This is a genomic window from Sedimentitalea arenosa (assembly GCF_016428585.1).
Taxonomy (GTDB): Bacteria; Pseudomonadota; Alphaproteobacteria; order Rhodobacterales; family Rhodobacteraceae; genus Sedimentitalea; species Sedimentitalea arenosa.
In genome coordinates this window covers 125,575-143,443 of sequence record NZ_JAELVR010000001.1, presented here as the reverse complement: position 1 = coordinate 143,443, position 17,869 = coordinate 125,575, and the positions used below count along the sequence as shown (strand labels likewise).

At 64.7% G+C, this 17,869-nt stretch carries 17 protein-coding genes; 9 read left to right on the top strand and 8 right to left on the bottom strand.

Annotation, left to right across the window (positions count from 1 at the left end; all coding sequences use genetic code 11):
- Positions 1 to 8: 8 nt before the first annotated feature.
- Both JF290_RS00670 and JF290_RS00665 read right to left on the bottom strand, forming a co-directional pair.
- The gene (locus tag JF290_RS00670; protein ID WP_199022785.1) at positions 9 to 458 is read right to left on the bottom strand and encodes a methyltransferase family protein; all 450 of its coding nucleotides are present in this window, start codon (positions 456 to 458) and stop codon (positions 9 to 11) included.
- Between the two features lie 36 nt (positions 459 to 494).
- Positions 495 to 1,442 (bottom strand): MBL fold metallo-hydrolase, encoded by a 948-nt coding sequence (locus tag JF290_RS00665; protein WP_199022784.1) that lies wholly within the window; start codon positions 1,440 to 1,442, stop codon positions 495 to 497.
- 126 nt (positions 1,443 to 1,568) lie between these two features.
- On the opposite strand from JF290_RS00665, the gene JF290_RS00660 reads away from it, so the two are divergent.
- Genes JF290_RS00660 through kynA form a run of 3 tightly spaced genes read left to right on the top strand, consistent with a single transcriptional unit; the run spans position 1,569 to position 4,412 of the window.
- Positions 1,569 to 2,321 (top strand): SDR family NAD(P)-dependent oxidoreductase, encoded by a 753-nt coding sequence (locus JF290_RS00660; protein WP_199022783.1) that lies wholly within the window; start codon positions 1,569 to 1,571, stop codon positions 2,319 to 2,321.
- Positions 2,322 to 2,344: 23 nt separating this feature from the next.
- Positions 2,345 to 3,538 (top strand): kynureninase, encoded by a 1,194-nt coding sequence (kynU, locus tag JF290_RS00655; RefSeq protein WP_199022782.1) that lies wholly within the window; start codon positions 2,345 to 2,347, stop codon positions 3,536 to 3,538.
- A gap of 40 nt (positions 3,539 to 3,578) precedes the next feature.
- Complete coding sequence (gene kynA / locus JF290_RS00650) at positions 3,579 to 4,412, top strand: tryptophan 2,3-dioxygenase (protein WP_199022781.1); 834 nt, start codon at positions 3,579 to 3,581, stop codon at positions 4,410 to 4,412.
- On the opposite strand, the gene JF290_RS00645 is transcribed toward kynA, so the two are convergent.
- A complete protein-coding gene (locus JF290_RS00645) occupies positions 4,409 to 4,993 on the bottom strand; it encodes a TetR/AcrR family transcriptional regulator (protein ID WP_199022780.1) in 585 nt (194 codons plus the stop codon). The genes kynA and JF290_RS00645 overlap by 4 nt on opposite strands.
- A 106-nt stretch (positions 4,994 to 5,099) precedes the next feature.
- Here JF290_RS00645 and JF290_RS00640 point away from each other — a divergent pair, with 106 nt between their 5' ends.
- On the top strand, positions 5,100 to 5,564 hold the full coding sequence (locus tag JF290_RS00640; RefSeq protein WP_199022779.1) for a (2Fe-2S)-binding protein: 465 nt from the start codon (positions 5,100 to 5,102) through the stop codon (positions 5,562 to 5,564).
- A 4-nt stretch (positions 5,565 to 5,568) separates the two neighbouring features.
- A complete protein-coding gene (locus tag JF290_RS00635) occupies positions 5,569 to 7,809 on the top strand; it encodes a xanthine dehydrogenase family protein molybdopterin-binding subunit (protein ID WP_199022778.1) in 2,241 nt (746 codons plus the stop codon).
- A gap of 2 nt (positions 7,810 to 7,811) precedes the next feature.
- On the opposite strand, the gene JF290_RS00630 is transcribed toward JF290_RS00635, so the two are convergent.
- From JF290_RS00630 to JF290_RS00610, 5 genes are all read right to left on the bottom strand, one after another.
- Positions 7,812 to 8,342: a flavodoxin domain-containing protein gene (locus tag JF290_RS00630; RefSeq protein ID WP_199022777.1), complete on the bottom strand. Its 531-nt coding sequence runs from the start codon at positions 8,340 to 8,342 to the stop codon at positions 7,812 to 7,814.
- An 89-nt stretch (positions 8,343 to 8,431) separates the two neighbouring features.
- Complete coding sequence (locus JF290_RS00625) at positions 8,432 to 9,202, bottom strand: gamma-glutamyl-gamma-aminobutyrate hydrolase family protein (protein ID WP_199022776.1); 771 nt, start codon at positions 9,200 to 9,202, stop codon at positions 8,432 to 8,434.
- Between the two features lie 83 nt (positions 9,203 to 9,285).
- A complete protein-coding gene (locus JF290_RS00620) occupies positions 9,286 to 9,711 on the bottom strand; it encodes a GlcG/HbpS family heme-binding protein (protein WP_199022775.1) in 426 nt (141 codons plus the stop codon).
- An 87-nt stretch (positions 9,712 to 9,798) separates the two neighbouring features.
- Entirely contained in the window at positions 9,799 to 11,940 is a 2,142-nt protein-coding gene (locus JF290_RS00615) for a malate synthase G (protein WP_199022774.1), read from the bottom strand.
- Positions 11,941 to 12,054: 114 nt separating this feature from the next.
- Positions 12,055 to 12,273, bottom strand: a complete 219-nt coding sequence (locus JF290_RS00610; protein WP_199022773.1) for a hypothetical protein — start codon at positions 12,271 to 12,273, stop codon at positions 12,055 to 12,057.
- 114 nt (positions 12,274 to 12,387) lie between these two features.
- Here JF290_RS00610 and pepN point away from each other — a divergent pair, with 114 nt between their 5' ends.
- The 4 genes from pepN (at position 12,388) to gatB (ending at position 17,698) form a co-directional block, all read left to right on the top strand.
- Entirely contained in the window at positions 12,388 to 14,943 is a 2,556-nt protein-coding gene (gene pepN, locus JF290_RS00605; RefSeq protein ID WP_199022772.1) for an aminopeptidase N, read from the top strand.
- Positions 14,944 to 15,684 carry an SDR family oxidoreductase gene (locus JF290_RS00600; protein ID WP_199022771.1) on the top strand — a complete coding sequence of 247 codons (741 nt, stop codon included), beginning with the start codon at positions 14,944 to 14,946 and terminating at the stop codon, positions 15,682 to 15,684. It begins immediately after the preceding gene.
- Positions 15,684 to 16,115 (top strand): hypothetical protein, encoded by a 432-nt coding sequence (locus tag JF290_RS00595; RefSeq protein ID WP_199022770.1) that lies wholly within the window; start codon positions 15,684 to 15,686, stop codon positions 16,113 to 16,115. The genes JF290_RS00600 and JF290_RS00595 overlap by 1 nt, the downstream gene beginning before the upstream one ends.
- 71 nt (positions 16,116 to 16,186) lie before the next feature.
- A complete protein-coding gene (gatB, locus tag JF290_RS00590; protein WP_199022769.1) occupies positions 16,187 to 17,698 on the top strand; it encodes an Asp-tRNA(Asn)/Glu-tRNA(Gln) amidotransferase subunit GatB in 1,512 nt (503 codons plus the stop codon).
- Positions 17,699 to 17,869 lie beyond the last annotated feature (171 nt).

Genomic DNA, 17,869 nt, shown 5'->3' with positions numbered 1-17,869 from the left:
ACATCAACTCAGACCCAGCGTCGCACCTTGCGTTCATAGCGGGCAAAGTCCATGCGGAAGGCGCGCCGCATGCGATCTTCCTCGGGAAGAATGAAACGCTTCTCGATCACCCAGACGAAGATCGGGACAAGCGGCAGGGCCAGCACCGCGTCCAGCCGCAGGACCAGCCCGGCCAGGATCAGCGTGTCGCCCAGGTAGATCGGGTTGCGGGTGCGGCTGAAAATTCCCGACTGGATCAGGCGGCTCGGCGTCTTGTGCGGGATGATGGTGGTGCGCTGGCGGCGGAACTCCGAAAACGCCAGCAACATCAGCAGCAGGCCGCCGCCGATCAGCAACCCGCCGACAAAATCCGCCCACGCACCGCCGAAGCTCAACCCGTAGGAGGCATGCCGCGCCTGAAACCAGGCGAGGGCAATGAACCCTCCGAGCCAGACCGGTGGCAGGTCCAACCACTTCATCTCAGGCCTGCCCGGCAATCGCGGCGCTTGTACGGATCATTCCCATTCCATCTCCTCGAACACGCGTCCTGCGTTCTTGGTGGCCAATTCCTCGAACGTGTCAAGATGCGCCCAATTCGATTGGTCGACATAGTAGGCGCCCGCCAGGTCGCCCCCTTCGTCGATATGATCGCGGATCTTCGCCCGCAGATCGACAAGATAGTCGAGCGTGTAGCGCCGGACCTGGGCGAAGTTGGTCGGATGCCCGTGTCCGGGGATCACGTAGGTCGGCGCGATGGGTTCGAGTTTCTCTTCCCAGGTCTCGATCCAGCAACTGGTGCAGGTGTGGCCGAAGATCGGCAGCATCCGTTCGTGAAAGGCGATGTCGCCGGCGATCATGATCTCCCAATCGGGAAGCCAGACCTGCAGGTCGCCCGGATCATGCGCCGGCCCCAGATGCAGCACCTTGATCGTGACGCCGCCGAGCGAGGCGTCGTACTCGTCGCTGAATGTCAGGTTGGCATGTTCGATGCGGCTGCCCTCGGCCTTGTCGCGGTTGTAGGATTGCATCCCCTGCAGGATGAAATCGCCGTTCTCCATGGTTTCGGCCACCGCGTCCTCGTGCGCCAGGATATCGACGCCCTGATCGCGCCAATAGCCGTTGCCCAGCATCGCGTGGCCCTGCCCGTTCTCGTTGATGACCAGAACGACGGGCTGATCGGTCACGGCCTTGATCTCCTCGTGAAGCGCCGCGGCCAGACGGCTCGACGCGCCGGCGTTCACGACCACAACGCCCGCGTCGGTCACGATGAAGGACAGGTTGTTGTTGTGGCCCGAATTCTCGTAGGTCGGCGGCGCCGTGGCCCCGATCGCCGAGAACACGTGCGGGATGACCTCGACCGGTTTGGAATAGAGCTCGGATTGCGGATACTGGTCCGCGATGTCCTCGCTGGCGCTTGCGGCACCGGCGACCGCGATCACAGCTATGGCGAAAAGATGTTTCATGGGGGCTCCTCTTTCGTCGCCGATACATTCACAGATGCGAATTGGTAAGTAAAGTGACCAAAGGATGCGTCTTGCCACCGGGGCTTCAGACGATAGGGTGCGGGCCAGATCAGGGAGGATGAGATCATGACGCTTGCAGGCAAACACGCAATGGTCACGGGCGGTGGCACCGGCATCGGGCTTGCGATCGCGCAAGCACTGGCGGCCGATGGCGTTCAGGTCACCATCACCGGCCGGCGGCAGGAGGTTCTGGACGCGGTCGCGGGGCACGGCATCACCGGCATGGCGATGGATGTGCGCGACGAAGACGACGTGGTGGGCAAGATCGCCGCCGCCGTCGACGCGCGCGGCCCGGTGCAGATCTGCGTCGCCAATGCGGGCATCGCCGAGGGCCGTGCCGTACACAAGACCACGTTGGAGTTCTGGCGCAACATGATGGCGACCAATCTCGACGGCGCTTTCCTGACCATCCGAGAATGCCTGCACGGCATGCGCGAAACCGACTGGGGCCGGGTCATCACCATCGCCTCGATGGCCGGTGTCCGCGGTCTGCCGGGTGCGGCCTGCTATACGGCCTCCAAGCACGGGCTGATCGGACTCACCCGCGCGCTGAGCGAGGATTACATCGCCAAGCCCTATACTTTCAACGCGATCTGTCCCGCTTATGTGGACACCCCGATCGTGGACCGCAACACTGACAGCATATCGCAGCGCGCGGGCATCAGCGCCGACGAAGCGCGCGCCGTCATGGTCAATGCCAACCGCCACAAGCGACTGATCGCGCCCGAGGAAATCGCCGCCGCCGCCATGTGGCTGGTGCGTCCGGGGTCGGAAAGCGTGAACGGCCAGACGATCGAGATCGCCGGCGGGCAGATGTAGCCCTTTCGCACGAGGACCCCACCATGACCGATTTTGCCGCCACAAAGGCGATGTTCGACCTGCCCGAAGGCGTGCTCTATCTTGACGGCAACTCGCTCGGCCCGCTGCCCAAGGCCGCGCCAGCGCGTGTGCAGCAGATGCTGACCGACGAATGGGGCCAGATGCTGATCACCGGCTGGAACAAGGCCGGCTGGATGGCGCAGCCGATGGCGCTTGGCGACCGGGTGGGCAAGCTGATCGGGGCGGAACCGGGCCAGGTGGTGCTGGGCGACACGCTGTCGATAAAGGTCTACCAGGCCCTCGCCGCCGCGCTCGACCTGGTGCCAGAGCGTCGCGTGGTGCTGACAGACAGCGGGAATTTCCCCTCGGATCTCTACATGGCGGAAGGGCTGCTCAAGACGCTGGGCAAGGGCCATGAACTGCGCATCGTCGATCCCGAGGACGTGGCTGACGCCCTGACGGACGAGGTCGCGGTCCTTATGCTGACCGAGGTCGACTACGGCACCGGGCGCTGGCACGACATGGCCGATCTCACGCGGCGCGCGCACGCGGTCGGCGCGGTCACCGTCTGGGACCTGGCGCACACCGCGGGCGCGGTTCCCGTCGACCTGTCCGGCGCAGGGGCCGATTTCGCGGTCGGTTGCACGTACAAGTACCTCAACGGCGGTCCGGGCGCGCCCGCCTTCATCTATGTCGCGCCCCGTCACGCGGGCCGCGCCCTGCCCGCCCTGTCGGGGTGGCTGGGCCATGAAGCCCCGTTCGATTTTCACCGCAAGTATCGCCCCGGGCACGGCGTCGACCGGATGCGCGTGGGCACACCGCCGGTGATCCAGATGACCGCGCTCGAATGCGCGCTCGACATCTGGGACATGGCCGACATCCGGGATGTGCGCGCCAGGTCGGTTTCGCTCTGCGAGCTGTTCATCGCCGAGGTCGAGGCAGCCTGCCCGATGTTGACCCTGGCCAGTCCGCGTGCGGCCGAGCGCCGCGGCAGCCAGGTGTCGTTCCGCTTCGAAGACGGCTTTGCCGCGATGCAAGCGTTGATAGCGCGCGGCGTGATCGGGGATTTCCGCGCGCCCGACATCATGCGCTTCGGCTTCACGCCGCTCTATCTCGACGAAGCTGATGTACGCGCTGCCGCCGCGATCATCGCCGAGGTCATGACCGACCGTCTCTGGGACAGGCCGGAATTCCGCGTTCGCGCGGCGGTCACATGAGCACGTCGGGTGATCGGAGCCGCCCGACGGGCGCGACGCCATGACAGACCCCTATGATCCGGCCCGCGAGGGGGCGCAGATGTCCTTTGACGGGCGCATGTCCTATGGCGACTACCTGCGCTTGCCGACACTGCTGGACGCGCAGCACCCGCTGTCGGATGCCCATGACGAGCTGCTCTTCATCATCCAGCACCAGACCTCCGAGCTCTGGATGCGTCTTGCGCTGCATGAACTGATGGCGGCGCGCGCGGCACTTCAGGGTGCCCGCCCCCGCCCCGCCTTCAAGATGCTGGCGCGTGTGGCGCGCATCTTCGAACAACTCAACAGCGCGTGGGACGTGCTGCGGACGATGACGCCCAGCGACTACACCACCTTTCGCGAGGCGCTCGGGCAGTCCTCGGGTTTTCAGTCGCATCAGTACCGGCAGATCGAATTTCTGCTGGGAAACCGCAACCCCGCCATGCTGCGCCCGCACGAACACCGTCCCGATATCCTGGCCCTGCTGACAGCGGAACTGGAGCAGCCCTCGCTCTATGACGTGGCGCTGCGCGTGCTCGACGTTTCCGTGCCCTTGCCAAAGGAAGTGCTGAACCGCGACGTACGTCAGCCCTATGCGGCGCAGGAGTCGGTGATCGCGGCCTGGACGGAGGTCTACCGTGCGCCGGAAACGCATTGGGAGCTTTACGAGCTGGCCGAAAAGCTGGTCGATCTCGAGGATTACTTCCGGCGCTGGCGCTTCAACCACGTCACAACTGTGGAACGGGTGATCGGCTTCAAGCGCGGCACCGGCGGCACCGGCGGTGTCAGCTATCTGAAACGGATGCTCGAGGTCGAACTCTTTCCCGAGCTCTGGCACCTCAGGACCGATCTTTAGCGGCGCGCGGACAGCCCCCGTCCCAGAAGCTGCGCCAGCACGGTTAGCCGCGTCTTGACCGTCGCGAAATCCGGCCCCTCGGTCTTAATCCCCTTGAGCGCCAGCGCGATGGTTCCGGCGACGGTCTCGGGCGTGTCGTCAAGGCGAATATGCCCATTGACCTCTGCCCGCTTCAGCCACGCGGCATAAAGCGCGACCAGCCGCGCCTCGCCCTCGGCCTTGATATCGGCGGCTGTCGCCAGTCCGGTGTCCAGCAACTCCATCCCGTGCGGCGAAGTCAGCATCACCTCGATCGTGTCGCCCAGCTGCGCCCGAAACGCGTCTGCAAGGACGACCTCTGCCGGCGCTTCGCGCTTGAGCACCGCAGCGACGGCTTCGGCCGCCGTGTCATAGTAGTGACGGACGAGGCTGCGAAAGATGTCGTCCTTGTTGCGATAATGCAGGTAGACCGCCGGGCGCGACATGCCGGCACCGCGTGCTATGTCGTCCATCGACGTCTTTCGATAGCCATAGGCGGCAAAGGCCTGCCATGCGGATTGCAGGATCGCCTGTTGCTTGTCCAGGGGCTGATCGTCCTTCATGGCCATGCACTGACATTTCGAGGCCGTTTTGTCAATTCGACCATTGACACCCTGACACTTTGCTTTACTTTTGTCAAACCCTGCCAAGGCGAGAGCGAGGACCGCCATGACCACGAGTTTGACGATCAACGGAACACGGCATCAGGTCGATCTGCCCGAGGATGTCCCTCTGCTGTGGGTCCTGCGCGACGAGATCGGACTGACCGGCACCAAGTTCGGCTGCGGCGTCGCGGCCTGCGGCGCGTGTACGGTGCATATCGACGGAGAGGCCGTGCGCAGTTGCCAAATCGCGTTGGCCGATGTCTGGGGCGACGTCACCACCATCGAGGGTCTGGGCGCGCCCGACAATCTGGGGATGCTGCAGCAGGCCTGGATCGAACACCAGGTCGCGCAATGCGGCTATTGCCAGTCGGGGCAGATCATGCAGGCGGCGGCGCTTCTGGCCGAGAACCCGACGCCCACCGACGCCGACATCGACGACGCCATGCAGGGCAACCTGTGTCGCTGCGGCACCTACACTCGCATCCGGGCCGCGATCAAAACCGCGTCGGCCAAGATGAAGGAGGCGTAATATCATGGCCAGCATCGGAAAGATCGCCCGCCGCACCTTTCTCATCGGCTCGGCCGCCATCGTCGGCGGCGTCGCCTTCGGCGTCTACAAGGTCCGCCAGCCCGCCCCCAATCCGCTGCAGCCCGCCGAGGGCGAAGCCGCGCTCAACCCGTTTGTCCTGATCGATCGGCAAGGCATCACGCTGATCTCGCCCCGCGCCGAAATGGGCCAGGGCGTGCATACAACCTGGGCCGCGCTGATCGCCGAGGAGCTCGACGTCACGCTTTCGGACGTGCGCGTGCTGCACGGCCCTGCCGCCAAGGCATATTACAACAGCGCCATGGTGGCCGATGCGCTGCCCAACAAGGGCTATGACATCACCGATTTCCAGCACACGGTGGGCGAAGCGCTCGGCGTGCTCGGGAAACTGGCGAATCTTCAGGTCACTGGCGGCTCGACCTCGATGAAGGACGGCTTCATCCGGATGCGCGAGGCCGGGGCCACGGCGCGCGAAACGCTCAAACAGGCGGCCGCGAACCGCCTGAACCTGTCGCGCGACCAGCTGAAGACTGAAAACGGCCATGTGATCGCCCCCGACGGAACCCGCCTTGCCTATACCGATCTGGCGGTGGAGGCAGCCTCGATCGATCCGCCCGAGGTAACGTTGCGCGATGCGCGTGACTGGCGCCTACTGGGCAATACACAGCCGCGAGTCGACATGTTGGCCAAGTCGACAGGCACGGCCGAGTTCGGCATCGACGTGCGCCTGCCCGGGATGAAGTTTGCAGCCCTCCGGATCAACCCGCATCTGGGCGGGGCGATGGATGGCTTCGACGCATCGAAAGCCGAAACCATGCCCGGCGTCGAAAAGATCGTCGACCTCGGCACCGGTGTCGCCGTGATCGCCCGCAACACGTGGCTCGCGCAAAAGGCGGCGAATGCAATTGACATCGCCTGGGGCGCATCGCCCCACCCCGCCGACAGCGCCGCGATCTTTGATCGGATTGCAGAGGCATTCGAGACCAAGGCCAATTCGACCATGCGCGACGAGGGCGACGTGTCCGCCCTGCCGGAAGGCGCCGTGACGCTCGATGCCGAATACAAGGTGCCCTACCTCGCCCACGCGACGATGGAGCCGATGAACGCCACCGCGCTCTACACCGGCGACGCGCTCGACATCTGGTGTGGCAACCAGTCGCCCACCTTCCAGCGCGCGACCTGCGCCGATCTGGCCGGGCTCGACGAGGACGCCGTTTCGATCCACACCACCTTCATGGGTGGCGGGTTCGGACGCCGTGGCGAACTCGACTTTGCCGCCTATGCCACCCGGGTCGCGCTGCAGATGCAGGGAACCCCGGTGCAACTGACCTGGTCGCGCGAAGAGGACATGACCCACGATTTCTATCGTCCCGGTGCGATGGCCCGGTTCCGCGGTGCGGTCAAGGATGGCAGCGCGCTGATGCTGGATGGGCAGGTCGCCGGTCAGTCAGCGGCCCAGCAGGCGTTGAACCGCTGGGTCGGCCTGCCGGCGGCGGGCCCCGACAAGGTTCATGTGGACGGCGCATTCAACCAGCCATTTGCCATTCCGAACTACCGGATCCGCGGCCACCTCGCGGATCTCGACATCCCGGTCGGGTTCTGGCGCAGCGTTGGTGCCTCCTTCAATGGCTTCTTTCATGACACCTTCATCGATGAGATGGCCAACGCCGCCGGACGCGATCCGCTGGACTTCAGGCTCGAGCTTGTCCGGGCCGAACATGCCCCCAGCGCCAAGGTGCTCGAGACCGTGCGGGACATGGCCGGCTGGACCGGCCAGACACCCGAGGGCGTCGGGCGCGGCGTCGGGTTCACCTACAGCTTCGGCACGCCCGTCGCTCAGGTCATCGAGGTGGTGGACGAGAACGGAACGATCCGCATCGCCAAGGCCTGGATCGCCTGTGACGTCGGCATCGCGCTGGATCGTGGCAACCTGGAAGCGCAGATGGTCGGCGGCATGGTCTATGGCCTGTCCGCCGCGTGTTTCGAAGAGATCACCTTTGCCGATGGCGCAGTCCAGCAGGTGAACTTCCCCGACTACGAGGCGATCCGCATGCACACCGCGCCGATCACCGAGGTTGCGATCCTCGAAACCAACGCGCATATGGGCGGCGCGGGGGAACCGGGGACTCCGCCCGCGATGCCTGCGCTCGGCAATGCGCTGTTCGACCTGACCGGCACCCGTGCGCGCGAACTGCCGTTCAGCCGGAGTTTCGACCTGCTGATCTGACCTCAGGCGGTATAGGGCCAGCCCTTCAGAACTGCCGAGAGGGCGTCCCAGTCGGTGTATTCAGTATCGGAATGCGGATCGACCTTCTGGCCATATTGCGACGCGATATAACGCATCGCCCAAGTCTTGAAGAAATCGTATTCCGAAAAGCGGAAGGCGCCTGCGACGTGATGCGTCGCACCCGGCGTCCATTGCGCGGCGTTGCAGAAGTCTTCGGCGATCTTGTCGAGCTCGGCATGGTCCGAGCCGTCCTTGCCCGCCGCCGCCAGCGACACGACCAGGAACAGCGTCGGCATCGCGTTCAGCCGCGCGTGATGCCGGCTTGCGAAGTCGCACAACTCCTCCTGTATGGCGCCGATATGCACCGATCCGGCCAAGATCGCGGCGTCATAGCGCGCGAAATCGATCGGGTCGGCCTCACTCACCGGCAGAAGCTCGACCCCGTGGCCCTGCGCAAGCATCTCATCGGCGCAGAACCGCATGATCTTGCGGGTCTGCCCCTCGGTGGTGGCGTAACAGATCAGGATATTCATACGCGCGTCTCCTCGGCTCATCGCGTCGGAGGAAATCTACATGCTCCCAGCACGCACTACCTTGCGGCAGGTCAAGCGCAGGATCGGATTCAGGCGGATTTCTTCATCGCGGGTTGCGCCGCCCAGGCGCGTACCGCGTCGCCGAACGCGGCGAAGAGAGGCCGCGACACCGGGTCATTCGCGGCGTCCCATTCGGGGTGCCACTGAACCGAGAGCGTGAACCCCGGCGCATCCTTGATGTAGATCGCTTCCGGCGTGCCGTCGTCGGTCACCCCGTCAATGATGACGCGATTCCCGGGTGTCTTTATCCCCTGCCCGTGCAGCGTGTTGGTCATCACCTCGTGCGCGCCGAACAACCGATGAAACACCCCGCCCTCGGTCAGGCGCACGCTATGGCGCAACGCGAATTTCTCCTCCAGCGTGCCGTCAGGCGGCATCCGGTGATTCATGCGCCCGGGCAGATCGCGGATTTCCGGGTGCAACGTGCCGCCCATCGCGACGTTCACTTCCTGGAACCCCCGGCAAATCCCGAAAAACGGCTGGCCGCGCTCGACGCAGGCCCGCACCAGCGGCAGGGTGATCGCATCGCGCGCCCGGTCAAAGGCGCCATGCGCCTCGGTCGCGGCTTCACCGTATTCCTCGGGGTGGACGTTGGGCCGGCCCCCGGTCAACAGGAACCCGTCGCAAGTCTCCAGCAACTCCTGCACCGACAGGAAACGCGGATCGGCCGGGATCAGCAGCGGCATGCAGCCCGACACGTCGGCGACCGCCTCGGAATTGTGCGATCCCCCGGCATGGGCGGGGTACTGATCGTTGATCAAGTAGGAATTGCCGATGATACCGACGATGGGCCGCGCCATGATGTTGCCTGTCCTGTTCCGGTTTCGAACAACCTAGAACCCCGGCTTCGTGGCGACAAGCCCCCTGCATCGCTCGGGCCGGCTCAGATCTCTCCGGTCAGACCAACTGCCTCGATTCCCGCCATCGCCGCCACGGCGTCGTTGTCCGAGGTGTCCCCGGTCACGCCGACCGCGCCCACGACCGCGCCCTTGCGGTCGCGGATCAGCACGCCGCCCGGAACCGGAACGAACTGCCCGTCGAACAACCCGTTCATCGCACCGATGAAATAGGCCTGCTGCTCGGCCCGCGCCATCTGCGCCGTGCCTGCCATGCCCAGCATGACCGCCCCGTGCGCCTTGCCGAACGCGACCGCGAAACGACCCGGTGCTGCGCCATCCTCGCGCTCGAAAGCCTGAACGTGCCCGCCGGCGTCCACCACCACGACGGACATCGGCTTCAGTTCCATCTCGCGTGACTTCTCGAGCGCCTTGCGGATGATCGTGCGCGCGCGGCGCAAAGAAATCGTCATGACCCACTCCTCATTCATATGGTCGAAAATTCGCCGAGGGGGACCGGGGATAGAAAACCCGCGGCGTTCCCCTCGAACCCGGTCGCGTCAGCCTGCCGCCTTAAGCTCCAGACGACGCGCATGCAGCACCGGCTCGGTATATCCGGACGGCTGCTCGCGGCCCTTGAACACCAGATCGCAGGCCGCCTTGAAGGCGATGCCGTCAAATCCCGGTGCCATCGGCGAATAGAACGGGTCGCCCGCGTTCTGTTCGTCCACCACGGCGGCCATCTTCTTCATCGCGGTCATCACATCGTCCTGGCTGACCACGCCGTGATGCAACCAGTTGGCGATGTGCTGGGCCGAAATGCGGCAGGTGGCGCGATCTTCCATCAGCCCGACGTTGTTGATGTCCGGCACCTTGGAACAGCCCACGCCCTGGTCGATCCAGCGCACCACATAGCCGAGGATGCCCTGCGCATTGTTCTCGACCTCGCGCTGCTTCTGCGCATCGCTCCAGCGCCGGTAGGTGGCCAGCGGGATGTTCAGCACGGCGTCAACATGGGCCCGCCGTCCACCAGCCTTCAGCTTGTCCTGAACGGCGAAGACATCGACCTTGTGGTAGTGCAGCGCGTGCAGCGTCGCCGCAGTCGGGCTGGGCACCCAGGCGGTGTTCGCCCCGGCACGCGGGTGGGCGATCTTCTGGTCCAGCATCGCCTCCATCATGTCGGGCATCGCCCACATGCCCTTGCCGATCTGGGCGCGTCCCTGCAGACCGCATTCGAGCCCGATATCGACGTTGCGATCCTCGTAGGCGCCGATCCAGTCCTTGCGTTTGATGAAGTCCTTGCGCGAGAACGGTCCCGCCTCCATCGACGTGTGAATCTCGTCGCCGGTGCGGTCCAGAAATCCGGTGTTGATGAAAGCGACCCGGCTTTTCGCCGCGCGGATACATTGCTTGAGGTTGACGCTGGTGCGACGTTCCTCGTCCATGATGCCGATCTTCACGGTGTTGCGCGGCAGGCCGAGGATGTCCTCGACCATGTCGAAGGTGCGCGCGGCGAAATCGACCTCGTCCGGACCGTGCATCTTGGGCTTGACCACATAGACCGACCCCTTGACCGAATTGCCGCCCTCGGAGTTGAGGTCATGCATCGCGATCATCACGGTGATCATCGCGTCCATCAGCCCTTCGAAGGTCTCGTTTCCGTCGCGGTCGAGAATTGCCGGGTTGGTCATCAGGTGCCCCACGTCACGCACCAGCATGAGCGCGCGCCCCTTCAGCGACAGGCTGCCGCCATCGGGCGCGGTGTACTCGCGGTCGGGGTTCAGCGCGCGGGTCACGGTGCGCCCGCCCTTTTCGAGCGTAGTCGACAGATCGCCCTGCATCAGCCCGAGCCAGTTGTCATAGGCCAGCACCTTGTCCTCGGCGTCGACGCAGGCGACAGAGTCCTCGCAATCCATGATGACGGTGAGTGCGCTTTCCAGCCGCACGTCGGCCAGGCCCGCCTGATCGCGGCTGCCGATCGGATGGGTGCGGTCAAAGACCAGTTCGACATGCAGGCCGTGATTGACCAGAACGACCGCGTCGGGTGCCTTGGGATGGCCGCGGTATCCGACGAACTGCTTGGGGTTGGCGAGGGGGTGGTCATCGACCAGCAGGGCACCGTCATTCACATGGTAACGGCGCGCGTCCGCGTGGCTGGTGCCGACGATGGGGAAGGCCTCGTCGAGGAACACCCGCGCCCGCGCAACGACACGTGCGCCGCGACCGCGGTCGTACCCGCCCGCCGGCGGCAGGCTGCCCATGGCATCGGTGCCGTAAAAACCATCATAAAGGCTGCCCCAACGCGCATTCGCGGCGTTCAGCGCGTAGCGCGCATTGGTCACGGGCACCACCAGTTGCGGGCCGGCCACATCCGCGATCTCGGGATCGACATTGGCGGTGTCGACTTCGAAATCCTCGCCCTCGGGCAGCAGATATCCGATGTCCTCGAGAAACGCCGTGTAGGCCTCGTGATCGTGGGGCTGGTCGCGGCGGGCGATGTGCCACTCGTCGATCTGTTTCTGCAGCTCCTCGCGCCGCTCGAGCAAGGCGCGGTTTTCGGGTCCCAGTTCGTGCAGGACGCGCGACAGTCCGCTCCAGAATGTCTCGGACGACACGCCCGTCCCCGGCAGCGCCTTGTTGTCGATGAAGTCCACAAGTTCGGGCGCAACCTGCAGCCCGTCGATCACCTTTCTGTCGCTCATTCCCGTCCCTTTTCGCCTGTGTGCGATTGTATGCCGGGGGACAGTTAGAGCGAAAGTTTCCAATAGGCAACACGCGGCACCCATCGGAGCGCCGCGTGCTTCATGACGTCGAGATCAGTCCGCCGGAGCGGTGGAATTGCCTGCGTTCGGATCCACTTGCGGTGCGGCCTGCTCGGTGCCGGTCACACCCGCGGGGCCGGGTTGCTCGGCTTCGAATGTCGACTGCCAGACCACGTAACCGACGATGGCTACCACCACTGCCAGTCCAACGCCGATGAGCGGACCCTTGTGGCGGCGTTCCTGCTTTTCGATGTTCGTCTGCGGTGCGGACATGATCTCTCCTGTTCCTTGACAAGTTGATTTCGGGCAACCGACGGGATCGGTTGCGCCTGCTTTCTTGTGAACCTAACGTCCACCGGCAGAAATTGTTCCGCTCCGGAGACTCCCATGCGCGATGCAGCCCCCACGACCATCTATCTGAAAGACTATGCGCCCTTCGGCTTCGTGGTCGATTCGGTGCACCTCGTCTTCGATCTGGCCCCCAACGCGACACGCGTGCACAGCCGCATCGCATTTCGACCGAACCCGGAGGCCAAGGATCGGACGTTCTTCCTGCATGGCGAGACCCTGAAGCTGATCGAGGCGCGCATCGACGGCGCACCAGTCACGCCGGATGTGACCGACGCGGGACTGACCTGCACGGTGCCGGATGCGCCCTTCACCTGGGAGGCCGAGGTCGAGATCGACCCGGCGAACAACACGGCGCTGGAAGGGCTCTACATGTCAAACGGCATGTATTGCACCCAATGCGAGGCCGAAGGCTTTCGCAAGATCACCTACTACCCCGACCGACCCGACGTGATGAGTGTCTTCACCGTGACGATCAACGGGCCGCACCCGGTCCTGCTGTCCAACGGCAACCCGGTCCGGTCGGGCGAGCACAGCGCGACATGGCACGACCCCTGGCCCAAACCCGCCTATCTCTTCGCGCTGGTCGCGGGCGATCTGGTGGCGCTGTCAGACAGCTTCACCACCTGTTCGGGCAAGGATGTCGCGCTGAACCTGTATGTCCGGCCCGGCGATGAAGGCAAATGCGCCTTCGGCATGGAGGCGCTAAAGAAATCCATGCGCTGGGATGAAGAAGTCTATGGCCGCGAATACGATCTTGATGTGTTCAACATCGTCGCGGTCGACGATTTCAACATGGGCGCGATGGAGAACAAGGGGCTGAACGTGTTCAACTCCTCGGCCGTGCTGGCCAGCCCCGAAACCGCGACCGACACCAATTTCGAACGCATCGAGGCGATCATCGCGCATGAGTATTTCCACAACTGGACCGGCAACCGCATCACCTGCCGCGACTGGTTCCAGCTCTGCCTCAAGGAAGGGCTGACGGTCTATCGTGACAGCCAGTTCACCTCGGACATGCGCAGCGCGCCGGTCAAGCGCATCACCGACGTGATCGACCTGCGCGCCCGCCAGTTCCCTGAGGACCAGGGGCCGCTGGCCCACCCGGTGCGGCCCGAGAGCTTTCAGGAGATCAACAACTTCTACACCGCCACCGTCTATGAAAAGGGCGCGGAGGTGATCGGCATGCTGAAACGGCTGGTCGGCGATGCCGCCTATGCCGAGGCGCTCGATCTCTATTTCGCGCGCCATGACGGGCAGGCCTGCACCATCGAGGACTGGCTGAAGGTGTTCGAAGATGTGACCGGACGCGACCTGACCCAGTTTGCGCGCTGGTATGCGCAGGCCGGCACCCCGCGCCTGTCGGTGACCGAAGACTGGGCCGACGGCAAATATGCGCTGACCTTCACCCAGACCACGCCGCCCTCGGCCGCAACACCCGACCCGCAACCGCTGGTCATCCCCATCGACGTGGGGCTGCTGAACGCCAACGGCGACGAAGTGCGCGCCACCGAAACGCTCGAAATGACCGAGGCGACGCAGAGCTTCACCTTTGAAGGGCTGGCCGCGAAACCGGTGCCGTCGATCCTGCGCGGTTTTTCCGCGCCCGTGGTGCTGATCCGCGAGATGACATCGGCCGACCGTGCCTTCCTGCTGGCCCATGACACCGACCCGTTCAACCGCTGGGAAGCGGGCCGGGCGCTGGCCCGGGCGACGCTGACCGGCATGGCGACACGGGGCACAACGCCGGATGCCGATTACCTTGACGGCATGTTGGCCGTCCTGCGCGACGACACGCTCGATCCCGCCTATCGCGCGCTGATGCTGGCACAGCCGGGCCAGTCGGAACTGGCAGCTGCGATCTTTGAAACCGGCGTAACACCGGATCCGGATGCGATCTGGCAGGCCGGAGAGACCCTGAAACAGGCGCTGGCGCAGCACGCGCAGGACGTGCTGCCGCGCATCCTGGCCGATTGCCGCATCGACGGCACCTATCGCCCGGACCCCAACCAGACCGGCAAGCGGGCTCTTGGCGGCGCGGCGCTGGCGCTCCTGACCCGGCTTGACGGCGGCGCGCAGGCGGCGGCGCAATTTGCCGAAGCCGACAACATGACGCTGCAACTGTCGGCCCTGTCCTGCCTGCTGTCCGCGCAAAAGGGCGAAGCCGAAGTCGCGGCGTTCTATGATCAATGGAAAGACGACCGGCTGGTCATCGACAAGTGGTTCGGCCTTCAGGTCGTGCAGGCCGCGCCAGACCGCGCGGTCGGGGTCGCGCATGCCCTGACCGAACACCCGGATTTCAACTGGAAGAACCCCAACCGCTTCCGCGCCACGATGGGTGCTTTGTCGATGAACCACGCGGGCTTTCATGCCGCGGACGGGTCGGGCTATGCCCTGCTGGCCGACTGGCTGATCCGGCTCGACCCGGTGAACCCGCAGACCACGGCGCGCATGTGCAGCGCGTTTCAGACCTGGCGGCGCTACGATTCTGGGCGGCAGGCGCTGATCAAGGCGCAGCTCGACCGGATCATGGCGACGCCCGACCTGTCGCGTGACACCTCCGAAATGATCACCCGCATTCAAGGGGCGACGTAGATGCGCAAGGTGATGCTCGTCACCGGGGCCAGCGCCGGGATCGGGGCCGCCACGGCCCGTCTGGCCGCGACACGGGGCTATGACGTGGTGGTGACCTACAACAGCGATCGCGCCGGGGCCGAGGCGGTCGCGGCGGACGCCAAGGCCGCCGGGGCACGGGTTCTGACCTGTCAGGCCGACGTGGCCGACCCGGACCAGATCGCGGCACTGTTCGCGCAGATCGACGCCGAATTCGGCCGGCTGGACGCGCTGGTCAACAACGCCGGTGTCGTCGATGCAACCGCCCGCGTGACCGACCTGACCCATGCGCGTCTGCGGCGCATGTTCGACATCAACGTCATCGGCGCGATCCTCGTGGCGAAAGAGTCCGTCTCGCGGATGCTTGCACAGGGCGACGGGGGTGCGATCGTCAACATTTCCTCGGCCGCCGCGCGGCTCGGGTCGGGCAATCAGTACGTCGACTACGCCGCGTCCAAGGCCGCCATCGACACGTTCACCAAGGGGCTGTCCGACGAGGTCGCGGCAGACAACATCCGGGTCAATGCGATCCGCCCCGGACTGATCGAAACCGACATCCACGCCAAGGGGGGCGAGCCGGGCCGCGCCGAACGGCTGGCCCACATGGTGCCGATGAAACGCACCGGCTCGGCGGCAGAGGTTGCCGATGCGGTACTCTACCTACTGTCGGATCAGGCGAGCTACGTCACCGGTTCCGTACTGGATGTTTCCGGCGGGCGCTGATGGCCGAGCCGTTCACCTTCACCCGGCAGGGCCGGTCACGGCGCACGCTCAGCGTTCTGATCCTCGTCTACGCAGGTCTGATCGGCCTGATCGTTGCGGTCGACGCGGCCTGGTGGGTGATGGGCCTTCTGGCGCTGCTGACCCTGCCCGCGCTCGGGGATCTTTATCGCAATCCCAGCGCCGGGGTGCGGCTGGACGACAACCAGTTGGACTGGCACAGCGGGCGGCGCAAGGGCACGCTGGATCTTGCCGAAATCGACCACATGCGCTTTGATACCCGCTGGGACTTCTCCGTCCGGGTCAGCGCCATGCTGACGGGCGAGAAACGCGTGCACCTGCCGTTTGAATGCGTGCCGCCGCATCGCGACTTAGAAGCCGCGTTCCAAACCCGCGACATCCCGGTCAAACGCACGCATTTTTCGTTTTTCTGACAGGTCCGCGCCCCTTGCCCCGCAGGGCATGCTGGCCTAGAACGCGCGGGTCACGGACAAGAGGCTGACCCATGCTGGACCTGAGCTACACCGCCCCCAAAGTCAAAACCATCGCAGGCGCGAAACACGACTGGGAACTGGTCATCGGGATGGAAGTGCACGCCCAAGTCAGTTCCAACGCCAAGCTGTTTTCCGGCGCGTCGACGCAATTCGGGGCGGAACCCAATTCCAACGTGTCCTTCGTCGATGCCGCGATGCCGGGGATGCTGCCGGTCATCAACGAATACTGTGTCGAACAGGCCGTGCGCACCGGGCTGGGTCTGAAGGCGCAGATCAATCTTGTAAGTGCCTTTGATCGCAAGAATTACTTCTATCCGGACCTGCCGCAAGGCTACCAGATTTCACAGCTTTACCACCCCATCGTCGGCGAAGGCGAGGTGCTGGTCGAGATGGGTGAAGGTGTCGCGCGGCTTGTGCGGATCGAACGCATCCACATGGAACAGGACGCAGGCAAATCGATCCACGACATGGACCCGAACATGTCCTTTGTCGATCTGAACCGCACCGGCGTCGCGCTGATGGAAATCGTCAGCCGCCCCGACATACGCGGCCCCGAAGAGGCCGCCGCCTATGTCACCAAGCTGCGCCAGATCCTGCGCTATCTGGGGACGTGTGACGGCAACATGCAGAACGGCAACCTGCGGGCCGATGTGAACGTGTCGATATGCAGACCCGGTCAGTATGAGAAGTATCAGGAAACACAGGATTTTTCGCATCTCGGCACGCGCTGCGAAATCAAGAACATGAACTCCATGCGGTTCATTCAGCAGGCCATCGAGGTCGAAGCGAAACGCCAGATCGCCATCCTCGAAAGCGGTGGCGAAGTGATGCAGGAAACCCGGCTCTATGATCCGGACAAGGGCGAAACCCGGTCGATGCGCTCCAAGGAAGAGGCGCATGACTACCGCTATTTCCCCGACCCGGACCTCTTGCCGCTGGAGATCGAACAGGGCTGGGTCGATGACATCGCGGCCAACTTGCCGGAACTGCCGGACGAGAAAAAAGCGCGCTTCATCAAGGAGTTCGGCCTGTCTGACTATGACGCCTCGGTGCTGACGGCCGATCTGGATTCGGCCGCCTATTTCGAGGCGGTGGCCGAGGGGCGCGATGGAAAACTGGCGGCGAACTGGGTCATCAACGAGCTGTTCGGGCGGCTGAAGAAGGAAGATCACGACATCACCGAAAGCCCGGTCAGCCCTGCGCAACTGGGCGGCATCATCGGGCTGATCAGCAAGGGCGACATCTCCGGCAAGATCGCCAAGGAGCTGTTCGAGATCGTCTATACCGAGGGCGGCGATCCCGTTGAAATCGTTGAGACACGCGGGATGAAACAGGTCACCGACACCGGCGCGATCGAGACCGCGGTGGACGAGATCATCGCCGCCAATCCGGCGCAGGTGGAAAAGGCCAAGGTCAACCCGAAGCTGGCCGGCTGGTTCGTCGGGCAGGTGATGAAGGCGACCGGCGGCAAGGCCAACCCGGCCGCCGTCAACCAGATCGTGCAGGCCAAGCTGGGGTTGTAAGCCCCCTGTGCAGAGCGTGCAGACCGCGTGCATATCGCGTACATACGGCGCGTGCAGCCTGTCGGGCCGGCGTGATCGCTAAAGATCGCCCGGCGGACACCGCCAGCCACCTTGCCGGGGCCACGCTGGCCGCCCCGGCAGACGGAAAAACGGCGGCCCGTGAGCCGCCGT

Coding starts and splice junctions, on each gene's coding strand:
- kynA (WP_199022781.1), top strand. CDS start 3,579: ATGACAGACCCCTATGATCCGGCCCGCGAGGGGGCGCAGATGTCCTTT.
- gatB (WP_199022769.1), top strand. CDS start 16,187: ATGCTGGACCTGAGCTACACCGCCCCCAAAGTCAAAACCATCGCAGGC.
- JF290_RS00625 (WP_199022776.1), bottom strand. CDS start 9,202: ATGGCGCGGCCCATCGTCGGTATCATCGGCAATTCCTACTTGATCAAC.
- JF290_RS00630 (WP_199022777.1), bottom strand. CDS start 8,342: ATGAATATCCTGATCTGTTACGCCACCACCGAGGGGCAGACCCGCAAG.
- JF290_RS00665 (WP_199022784.1), bottom strand. CDS start 1,442: ATGAAACATCTTTTCGCCATAGCTGTGATCGCGGTCGCCGGTGCCGCA.
- JF290_RS00645 (WP_199022780.1), bottom strand. CDS start 4,993: ATGAAGGACGATCAGCCCCTGGACAAGCAACAGGCGATCCTGCAATCC.
- JF290_RS00620 (WP_199022775.1), bottom strand. CDS start 9,711: ATGACGATTTCTTTGCGCCGCGCGCGCACGATCATCCGCAAGGCGCTC.
- JF290_RS00595 (WP_199022770.1), top strand. CDS start 15,684: ATGGCCGAGCCGTTCACCTTCACCCGGCAGGGCCGGTCACGGCGCACG.
- JF290_RS00615 (WP_199022774.1), bottom strand. CDS start 11,940: ATGAGCGACAGAAAGGTGATCGACGGGCTGCAGGTTGCGCCCGAACTT.
- JF290_RS00600 (WP_199022771.1), top strand. CDS start 14,944: ATGCGCAAGGTGATGCTCGTCACCGGGGCCAGCGCCGGGATCGGGGCC.
- JF290_RS00670 (WP_199022785.1), bottom strand. CDS start 458: ATGAAGTGGTTGGACCTGCCACCGGTCTGGCTCGGAGGGTTCATTGCC.
- kynU (WP_199022782.1), top strand. CDS start 2,345: ATGACCGATTTTGCCGCCACAAAGGCGATGTTCGACCTGCCCGAAGGC.
- JF290_RS00640 (WP_199022779.1), top strand. CDS start 5,100: ATGACCACGAGTTTGACGATCAACGGAACACGGCATCAGGTCGATCTG.
- pepN (WP_199022772.1), top strand. CDS start 12,388: ATGCGCGATGCAGCCCCCACGACCATCTATCTGAAAGACTATGCGCCC.
- JF290_RS00660 (WP_199022783.1), top strand. CDS start 1,569: ATGACGCTTGCAGGCAAACACGCAATGGTCACGGGCGGTGGCACCGGC.
- JF290_RS00635 (WP_199022778.1), top strand. CDS start 5,569: ATGGCCAGCATCGGAAAGATCGCCCGCCGCACCTTTCTCATCGGCTCG.
- JF290_RS00610 (WP_199022773.1), bottom strand. CDS start 12,273: ATGTCCGCACCGCAGACGAACATCGAAAAGCAGGAACGCCGCCACAAG.